Here is a 2,297-nt window from a genome sequence, read left to right on the forward strand (position 1 = left end):
CAATGGTCAGCGTCGCGGTAGGACTCGTGCCCCGTGAGCGTTTCTCGATGGCCGGTCAGGTGCTCGAGCGCCTGCTCGCGTGCACACCGGAGGATTTCGAGCTCGTGGTCGTCGATGCCGGCACGCCTGCCCGTTTCCGTGCGGACATGGACCGGGTCCTTGAAGGGCGGCCGGACGTCGTGCGCCCGTCCACGGACGAGATCCTGTTGCCGAACGAGGCCCGCAACGTCGTGACCGCCAACACCGCGGCCGACTGGATCTGCTTCCTGGAGAACGACGTGCTCGTCGAGCCCGGGTGGTTGAGCAGGCTCCTCGCGGCCTGCGAGGAGGAGAAGGTGGGAGTGGCGGCGCCTCTGATAGTGGAGCGGTTCGGCCCGTTCGAGCAGGTCCACTTCGACGATCGTCTGCACACCATCGCGGCGGTCGGCACCCAGGAGGGCGGGGGCCTGCGGATCGAGCCACGGCCGGACTCCAAGGAGAGCGACCGCAGAGCAGCGCGCCGCCGCGTGGACTTCATCGAGACGCATTGCATGCTGTTCTCGCGTCAGGTATTGGAGCGCACCGGCCTGTTCGATCCTTCCATCAGCGCCCAGGAGGAGATGGACGTCAGCCTGGCCTTGCACGCCCACAGCCTCGCAGCGGTGTTGGAACCCGCGGCCGTCGTCTCCTTCCACCCGCCGCCGCCGATCCACGCCGAGGAGCGGGAGTTCTACCTGCGCAAGTGGGACCCGGAGTCCTACGCGCAGGACTACCAACGCGTCGCCGAGCGCTGGCAGCTCATCGACCCGCCCAGTGCCATGGGAGTCGTCGAGACGCGCCGGTCCTATGTGAGCGAGCCGGACCCACAGCGGCAGGTGGCCGCCGAGCTGGCTTACCGCCAGCGACTGGCCGCCACCGCCACCGATCTCGCCGCCGTCGCCCGTTCAGAGGGGCAGCTGATCCTGGTCCACGACGAGCAACTGAACCTCAACGTGGTCGCGCCTGGCCTGGAGGTCCTGCCCTTCCTCGAGCAGGGAGGCTTGTCGTGGGGTCCTCCACCGGACGACGCCACGGCCATCGCCGAGCTGGAGCGCATGCGCGCCGAGGGGGCGACCGTGATCGCCTTCGCCTGGCCGTCCTTCTGGTGGCTCGACCACTACGGGCACTTCACAGAGTATCTGCGTGCGTCGTACCGGACGGTGCTCACGAACGACCGGCTGGTGGCCTTCGACCTGACCGACAGCATCAGCGCCGCGCGGAACGAGACGACGACGCCGCGAACGAGGCGGCCGTGATCGTCGACGCGGTACGCCTGGAGGAGCGGCACGACGACGTCCGGCTGGTCGCCGACGTGTCCTGGGAGGACCGGACTCGGGAGAGCCGTGAGCTGTGGTACGCGGTGCCCGCCGAGTATGCGACGGCGATGAGCCCTCGGGCCGACCCCTTCCTGGTGGCCTGCGGGGTGCTGGCACAGCATCACGGGGAGCGCCGCCTTCTGCTGGCCGGTAACACCTGCCCCCGGCTGGTGGAGGGCGTGCGGACGGCCCTGGCGTGGCTGCGTCAGTGGTACCACCGCGACCGCCCAGAGCTGCGGATCGAGGCACCGCTCGACCGCGACGTCCGACCGCCGGCTGCTTACCGGTCCGGGCTGTTCCTGTCCGGAGGCCTCGACTCCCTCTACACCCTGTACCGCAACCATCGCCATGTCCCCGTCGGCCACCCCCACCGTTTCGCCCTGGCGCTCACCGTCGACGGGATCGAGGACTACCGCAGCACGGGCTTCCACCGGGCGATCCGAGGCATCGCCGAGGCGACCGGGTTGGAGGTGGTACGGCCCTCCACGAACCTGCGCTCCCTCGACCCGGACGGCACGTTCTGGCGCTCCCAGTGGTATGGGGCGGCGCTCGCCTCGGTCGCCCACGCCATCGGTGGCCTGCTCACCGAGGCGACGATCTCCTCGAGCCATTGGGTCGGCGAGCAGGACCTGGAGCCGCTGGGGTCTCATCCGCTCGTGGACCACGCATTCAGCAGCCAGACGCTGCAGGTTCTGCACGCCAGTGTCGAGGTGGGCCGTATTGCACGCCTGAGGGCGATCGCCGACTGGGACGTCGCCCGCCGCTACCTGCGGGTCTGCAACACCGACGCGGGCGAGTCCCTCAACTGCGGGCGCTGCCACAAGTGCCGCATGACGATGCTGGCGCTCGTCGCGCTGGGCAAGCTCGCCGAGTTCCCCGCGTTCCCCGACGACGACGTGGGAGCGGAGCTGATCGCGGGCCTGCGCCTCTTCACCCGCGGCGACATCGACCCGTACCTGTCCC

General features: G+C 69.7%; 2 protein-coding genes. Both read left to right on the forward strand.

Annotation, left to right across the window (positions count from 1 at the left end; translation table 11 throughout):
* The coding region (locus M3N57_02585) for a glycosyltransferase (protein MDP9021585.1) at positions 1-1,274 on the forward strand (1,274 nt) is incomplete at its 5' end.
* A partial coding sequence (locus M3N57_02590; protein MDP9021586.1) for a hypothetical protein occupies positions 1,271-2,297 on the forward strand: 1,027 nt, incomplete at its 3' end. The genes M3N57_02585 and M3N57_02590, both read left to right, overlap by 4 nt.

The organism is Actinomycetota bacterium (assembly GCA_030776725.1).
Taxonomy (GTDB): domain Bacteria; phylum Actinomycetota; class Nitriliruptoria; order Nitriliruptorales; family JAHWKO01; genus JAHWKW01.